Here is a 6741-nt window from a genome sequence, read left to right on the forward strand (position 1 = left end):
GCCGCCGCTGCCGCCGCGGCCGCCGCCGGCGCCAGACCCGCCCGAACGGCCACCGACGCGCGAGAAAGGCGCACCCCGCGTCGCTCTCCGAGCGATCGGCCGCGCGGAGAGGCCTACAGCGTCTCGCCGATGAAGTAGAGCGGCCGCCCCCGCCCCTCGAGCAACCGCAGCGAAAGCTCCCCGGCGAGAAAACCGATCGCCGCAAGTCCCGAGACGGCGGCGAACGCCCCGCAGAGCGCGAGGAACCACGCCCCGCCGGTCCCGGTCGTCCTCGTCTTCAATGGCGTTTAAAAATCCCTCCTGGATGCTGATGTAAAAAACCCCGTCATGCGTGAAAAAACCGTCCGGAAAATCGCCCGGGTCTTCGTTTTCCTCCGGGATTCGGATCTCAAGGGCCTCATGGAGATAGTATTCCAACAGGTCATATTTCTCCGATGCGGTCCACTGGTGGAAACGCGGCGGATCTGCCCGGGACAGCAGGCTCATCCAGTGGCCCAGGGCCTGGGTGTTGATCCGGTCACGATTCCAGATTTCCAGGTCCAGCAGGTATTCCCATTGCCGGTTGGAAGCCAGGGACAGCAGTTCCATGGCGTCTTCCACCCCGATTTCGTGGACCAGAAAATATATGTCCTCTTCTGCCATGGAGTGAACCAGGGCTGTGGCCTGGGTGTGGTCCAGGATTTCATCTAAGGCCTTTTCGGGCGGCTGCATTAAAATGCGCTGCTTGTCTGCAGCCAGTCGGGCCATGCGCTGCTGGTGGGCCGAGCGGATCTGCGTGTCTTCGGGTTCTGAACTTGCCATTTTCAAAAAATCAATTCTGTTGGTTTTCGTAAAAAGCTTTTTACCGAGTCTGATGTTTGTCAGGAAGGAAGCCCTGCGGTCGGGGTCAGTTTTTTCGCTCCTGACCGTTTACGGTTTTTTTCCGTAAACGGTCAATGTCGCTTCAAAAACCGACCCCGCCCTTGGACTTCCAGGATGCATTATTTGCCCGGGCACTGGGCCCGAACCGCCGGATCAATGTCTGCGTCTGAATAGGCCTGGTCAAAATAATCCGAAAATTCCCGGGCTAAAGCTTCGGCCCGCTGCTCAAAGGCGTTTTTGTCAGACCAGGTATTTTCCGGATGCAGGATTTCCGCATCCACACCCGGGCAGGAGTCGGGCACGCTCAGGTGAAAGCGCTTGTTTTCCGTGTAGGACACATTGTCCAGGTGGCCTTCCATGGCCGCATCCAGCATGGCCCGGGTCTGGGTGATGTCAATGCGGGAGCCCGTCCCGTAAGGGCCCCCGCTCCAGCCGGTATTGACCAGAAACACCCGGGTCTGGTGCTGTTTCATTTTTTCGCCGAGCAGGTTGGCGTAATACGAAGGCTTGTTGGCCATAAACGGCTGGCCGAAAAACCTGGAAAACGTGGTCTGGGGTTCCTTGATGCCGGTTTCCGTGCCGGCCAGTTTGCTGGTGTATCCCATGAGAAACCACAGCATGGTCTGATCGGTATTGAGCCGGGAAATGGGGGGCAGCACCCCGTTGGCATCAGCGGTCAGAAATATGATGGTGGACGGATGGGTGCCCGTGCCCTTGATCTTGACGTTGCTCAGATACCGCAGGGGATAGGACACCCGGCTGTTTTGGGTCAGGCGCGCGTCAAACTGGTCCACGGTCCCGTTGGGATAGGTCATGCAGTTTTCAATGATCACCCCGTTTTCCTCGATTTCCCGGTGGGAAAACACCGCCTTGTAGATTTCCGGCTCTTTTTCCGGCTCCAGGTCAATGAGCTTTGCATAACAGCCGTGCTCAAAATTGGCGATGCCGTTTTCATCCCACCCGTGCTCGTCATCGCCGATCAAAGAACGGTTTTTGTCCGCCGACAGGGTGGTTTTGCCGGTCCCGGAAAGGCCCAGAAACAAAGAGACGTTGTCCTGGTGGTCCTCATTGGCCGAGCAGTGCAGGGGCAGGATGTTTTCATGGGGCAGGTAATAGTTCATGGCCGTGAACATGAGCTTTTTGGCGCTGCCGCAGTAGGCTGATCCGTATACCAGCCCAAGCCGGTTTTTGAAATCCATGGCAATGATCATGTCCGAGGTGGTGCCGTCCTCGCGTTTTCTGAGCCGGCCTTCATACCTGGAGGTGTCGATTTTGTCATAAGGGGCCACCAGCAGGGTAAAGGGCTTGTTTGCAAACAGGCTTTTATCGATTTTTGAAGGCACGGGCCGGAACATGTTCATGGTAAACAGACTGGTTAAGGCAAAATCGGTAACCGTCTGCACCGGCATGGCATACTGGGGATCCGCCCCGATGACACGGTCAGTGACATAAACCCGGGGTTTTTTCCATAGCACGGTCAGTGCATCAATCCAGAGACGGTGAAAGGTTTCCGGGTCAATGGACAGGTTGTTGGGCGAGGTCCAGTCAATGTGCTCCTCCAGCTCCGGGTAGCGAACGATCACCGTGTCTTTCGGGGAGCGGCCCGTTGATTCCGGCGGGGTCCAGGTGGAGAGCGCACCGCAGGGCAAAACCAGTCCTTCCCGCTGGTCTACTGCATATCGGGTGATCTGGGCCCGTTTTAAATTGCGCAGTACCTCGGGATGGGTGGCGATCATCTGATTTAAGGTTTCAATGGCCATGGATTTTCCTGCCCTGTTTAAGTGATTGTGGAATCATCCGCAGGCCCGCAGGCAAATTTTTCCGGCACCGGCATCTGCAGATCGATCCATTTGAGTATCTTGTCCATTTCTTCGCAAATTTCGGCAAGGGCCCGGCCCCTGTGGCTGATTCGGTTTTTCTCCGCAGCCGGCAGCTGGGCAAAGGATTTGCCCAAAGGCGGGAAATAAAATACCGGATCATAGCCAAAGCCGTTTTGCCCGGCCGGCTCCCGGAGGATTTGCCCCTCGCACCGGCCTTCGTAGGTAAGTGCTGCGCCCGTGGGCACGGCAATGGAGATCACGCAAACAAATGCTGCGCTTCGGTCCTGCTGGTTTTCCATCATTTCCAGCAGTTTGCGGCATTTTTCCGCGTCCGTGGCATCAGCGCCGGCAAACCGGGCCGAATGCACTCCTGGCTGTCCGCCCAGGGCATTGACACACAGGCCCGAATCGTCTGCCAAGGCGGGCACTCCCAGCACACGGGAGGCAAAGGATGCCTTTTTATAGGCGTTATCATCAAAGGTTTCACCGTCTTCATCGATTTCCGGAATGGGGCCGAAATCGTCGAGATTTTTCACGGTTACGGGATAGCCGGCCAGCAGTTCGCGGATTTCACGGGTTTTTCCAGAATTCCGGGTGGCAATCACCAGGGTGGTTCGCTCGTCCATATGCGCCTCAGACTCTATAACAAAAAACTGTAAAAAAGGATGATCCAGTCAGATTTCCACCTAACCTAAACTGAGCGTTTCAAATTTTTCAGCGGCTGGAAGTGTCAGGAAATAAACCTTTTTTATACTGGATCTGCTTTTGATTGTAAACCCCTTTGATGGTGCCCGCTGCCCCGGCCTTCGCAAACCAACGAAAAATGTTTTACACAGGGTCTTTCCATGTTATAGGACCTCCAAGGCAACCCAAGGTCGGGGTCTGTTTTTGAAGTCATAAAACTGACCCCTGACCGCAGGGGTTCCTTCCTGTAAAAACATCAAGCGAAGTGAGGACCTTTTTTACAATTTAACCTGGAACGTGAAAAAATCAAACCCAGTATAGTAAAGGAACACGGCTTATGCACAAGCTGTTGCAGGACAATGCCGGAGAAACGCTGATGCTTTTGGGCAACGAGGCCATCGCCCGGGGTGCAGTGGAAGCAGGTCTATCCTTTGCCGCAACATACCCGGGAACACCGTCTTCGGAGATCTCGGCCAATTTTTTCCAGATGGCAAAGCAAAGCGACCTCTATTTCGAATATAGCACCAATGAGAAAGTGGCCCTGGAAGTGACCGCAGCCGCTGCCAATTCGGGGGTTCGGAGCATGTGCATCATGAAGCACGTGGGCATGAACGTGGCAGCAGATGCCATGATGACCCTGGCCTACGTGGGGGTAAAGGCGGGCCTGGTGATTCTTTGCGCAGATGACCCCTACATGTTTTCCTCCCAGAACGAGCAGGATAACCGGTATTACGGTAAGCTCTCGGGCCTTCCCATCCTGGAGCCGTCCAGCGTGGATGAGGCCCGGCAGATCATGCCATATGCATTTGAATTGTCCGAAACCCTCCAGGAGCCGGTGATCGTGCGCACCACCACCCGGATCAACCATTCCACCGGACCTGTGGTGCTCGGTGAGATTACCTCGCCGAAAACAAAGGGAAGTTTTGTCAAGGATCCGTTTCATCTGGTCACCGTGCCGGCCGTGTCGCGCAACCTGCACGTGCGCTTGCTAAAGCGGCTGGACCAGGCAGAGGCCCTGTCCTGTGAGTCCATATACAATTTTATCCATGGAAAGGGCCCCTGGGGAATTGTGGTCAACGGGGTGAGCTACAATTACGTGGCCGATGCGGTCAGGGACCTGGGCATTGAAGACGAAATCCGGATTTTCCGCGTGGGCTTTTCCCATCCCATGCCCGGTGAAAAGGTAAAGGCGTTTCTCCGGGGGTGTGAAAAAGTCCTTGTGGTGGAAGAAGGCGAACCCTACATGGAAGAGGCCATCAAGGCTCTGGCCCAGGAAGCGTGCCTGACCCTGCCCATCGGCGGTAAGGCCCCGCACCTGTTTTCCCGGCTGTTTGAATATGATCCGGCCATGGTGCGCGAAAAAATTGCCGCATGGTTTGATGTGACCCTGGAGCCTACCGTGCCCCTGGACATCTCTGACGTGCCGGAAATCCCCCAGCGGCCGCCCAACCTGTGTGCGGGCTGCTCGCACCGGGCTACGTTTTATGCGGTCAACAAGGCCACCGAAGGCATGGCCACGGTCAAGCCCAATGATATCGGCTGCTACACGCTTGGGTTTATGCCCCCGCTGTCAGCCGGCGATTTTCTCATCTGCATGGGCTCGTCTGTGGGCACGGGATGCGGGTTTTCCCAGGTGCTCGATGACAAGGTCATTTCCTATATCGGAGATTCCACATTTTTTCACTCCGGCATTCCGGGTCTGATTAATGCGGTTTTCAACAACCATGACTTGACCCTGGTGATTTTGGATAACCACACCACGGCCATGACCGGCCATCAGCCCCATCCGGGCGTGGACATGAGCGGCCTGGGCCAGGACGGTTACGGCCGGGTCTCCATTGAGTCACTGGTCAAGGGAATCGGCGTGCCGCACGTCAGCGTGATCCGACCCTATAATATCAAAAAAAGCGTGGCCGCCCTCAAAGAAGCCATTGCATTTGAGGGGGTATCGGTTGTCATTGCCCGGCAGGACTGCGTTTTGCAGGCCCGGAGCCTGAAGAAACAAACCGGGCGCCCCTTTCGGGTGGATCCGCAGAAATGCGCCAATCACCGCAATTGTATCAATGACCTGGCATGCCCGGCCTTTTATATGGAAAACGGCCGGGTCTGCATTGATGAGTCCATATGCACGGGCTGTTCGGTCTGCGCCCAGGTATGCCCGGAAAATGCCATTGTGCCCGTCAAGGAGAAAAAATAATGGATGTAACCCGACTGATCATCGTGGCCGTGGGCGGTCAGGGCAATCTGCTGGCCTCCCGCGTACTTGGGGAAGCCGCCCGGCGCTCGCAGGTGTCCTTGCGCATGAGTGAAATTCACGGCATGGCTCAGCGTGGCGGTGTGGTGGAATCCGCCCTGGTTTTCGGAGATGCGCAAAGCACCATTATTTCCGACGGGGAGGCCGATATCCTGGTGGGCTTTGAGCCGGCCGAAGCCCTGCGCGCGCTGAAAAAATGCAATGCCGACACCACGGTGATCATCAACACTGCCGCCCTGCAGCCCTTTACCGCGGCCATTGGAAAAGGCGTTTATCCGGATCTCGATGATATCCAGCGCCTGATCGCCTCCAAGTGTGCCCGGCTGATTTCCCTGGATGCCGCAGCCCTGGCCCGGGAGGCCGGAAACGTGCTTTCGGTGAACATGGTGCTTCTCGGCGCGCTTAGCGCAACAAACCTGATCCCGCTAAACGAGGAGAGCCTCAAGGATGCCATTGGCGCGGTGACCCGGCAGGCGTTTGCGGAAACCAACCTGAAAGCCTTTGAGCTGGGGCGCAAGGTGGCCACGGCCTGAAACCAGCTGCTGTTTGAGTCGTTTTTTATATAGCCGGCAGGTCCGGTGCACAGAAGCGGGCGGCAATGTTTTGCTGCTCGTCTAATATCTCCCGCAGAATTTTCATGTCGGTCATGGGATTCATGATTACCGTTCGCAGGACCACCAGGTTTTCACCGCATGCCGGATCTCCCTGGAGGGTGGTGCGCGAGACAAAACTGTAGCCCGCCTCCCGCTGCAGCCGCTGCAGATCCCGGTTGACCCGGTTGATGGCGCTGTTGAGGCTGCACCTGCGGTCCTGGTTTTCGCCTGTGAGGGCCTGCTGGATTTTATGGGGGCAGTACCGGTAGGTGAGAATGTTTAACACCGGGCGGGTGACCACTTCAAAATCCGGCCGGCTTTCAATTTCGTCTGCAAATGCCGCAGCGGTTTGGATTCCGTGGTCAATGAGCAGGGCATAGCCCTGGGAGCCCATGATTTTCAGAGCCGAATCCAGAATCAGGCTGTTGGCCTCCCTGGAGCCGGAAAGCGACTTGATGCCCAGGTCCACCGATCCCCGGCGGTTGACGTAATTGGCGTGGTATTCGATGACATCGAGCAGTTCCGGATC

The 6741-nt window shown here is 56.5% G+C and carries 6 protein-coding genes; 2 read left to right on the forward strand and 4 right to left on the reverse strand.

Annotation, left to right across the window (positions count from 1 at the left end; genetic code table 11):
* From R6U41_RS12915 to R6U41_RS12925, 3 genes are all read right to left on the reverse strand, one after another.
* Nucleotides 1-801 (reverse strand): DUF6178 family protein (locus R6U41_RS12915; RefSeq protein WP_410270253.1); only part of this gene is annotated, 801 nt, incomplete at its 3' end.
* Nucleotides 802-980: 179 nt separating this feature from the next.
* Nucleotides 981-2621, reverse strand: coding sequence for a phosphoenolpyruvate carboxykinase (ATP) (locus tag R6U41_RS12920; protein WP_410270254.1), 1641 nt, complete (start codon nucleotides 2619-2621; stop codon nucleotides 981-983).
* A 17-nt stretch (nucleotides 2622-2638) separates the two neighbouring features.
* Nucleotides 2639-3307 (reverse strand): XTP/dITP diphosphatase, encoded by a 669-nt coding sequence (locus tag R6U41_RS12925; RefSeq protein WP_410270255.1) that lies wholly within the window; start codon nucleotides 3305-3307, stop codon nucleotides 2639-2641.
* A gap of 395 nt (nucleotides 3308-3702) precedes the next feature.
* On the opposite strand from R6U41_RS12925, the gene iorA reads away from it, so the two are divergent.
* Nucleotides 3703-5562 (forward strand): indolepyruvate ferredoxin oxidoreductase subunit alpha, encoded by a 1860-nt coding sequence (gene iorA, locus R6U41_RS12930; protein WP_410270256.1) that lies wholly within the window; start codon nucleotides 3703-3705, stop codon nucleotides 5560-5562.
* The gene (locus R6U41_RS12935; RefSeq protein WP_410270257.1) at nucleotides 5562-6152 is read left to right on the forward strand and encodes an indolepyruvate oxidoreductase subunit beta; all 591 of its coding nucleotides are present in this window, start codon (nucleotides 5562-5564) and stop codon (nucleotides 6150-6152) included. The genes iorA and R6U41_RS12935 overlap by 1 nt, the downstream gene beginning before the upstream one ends.
* 25 nt (nucleotides 6153-6177) lie before the next feature.
* On the opposite strand, the gene R6U41_RS12940 is transcribed toward R6U41_RS12935, so the two are convergent.
* The coding region (locus tag R6U41_RS12940) for a pyridoxal-dependent decarboxylase (protein WP_410270258.1) at nucleotides 6178-6741 on the reverse strand (564 nt) is incomplete at its 5' end.

The organism is Desulfosalsimonas sp., from assembly GCF_046483245.1.
GTDB lineage: Bacteria > Desulfobacterota > Desulfobacteria > Desulfobacterales > Desulfosalsimonadaceae > Desulfosalsimonas.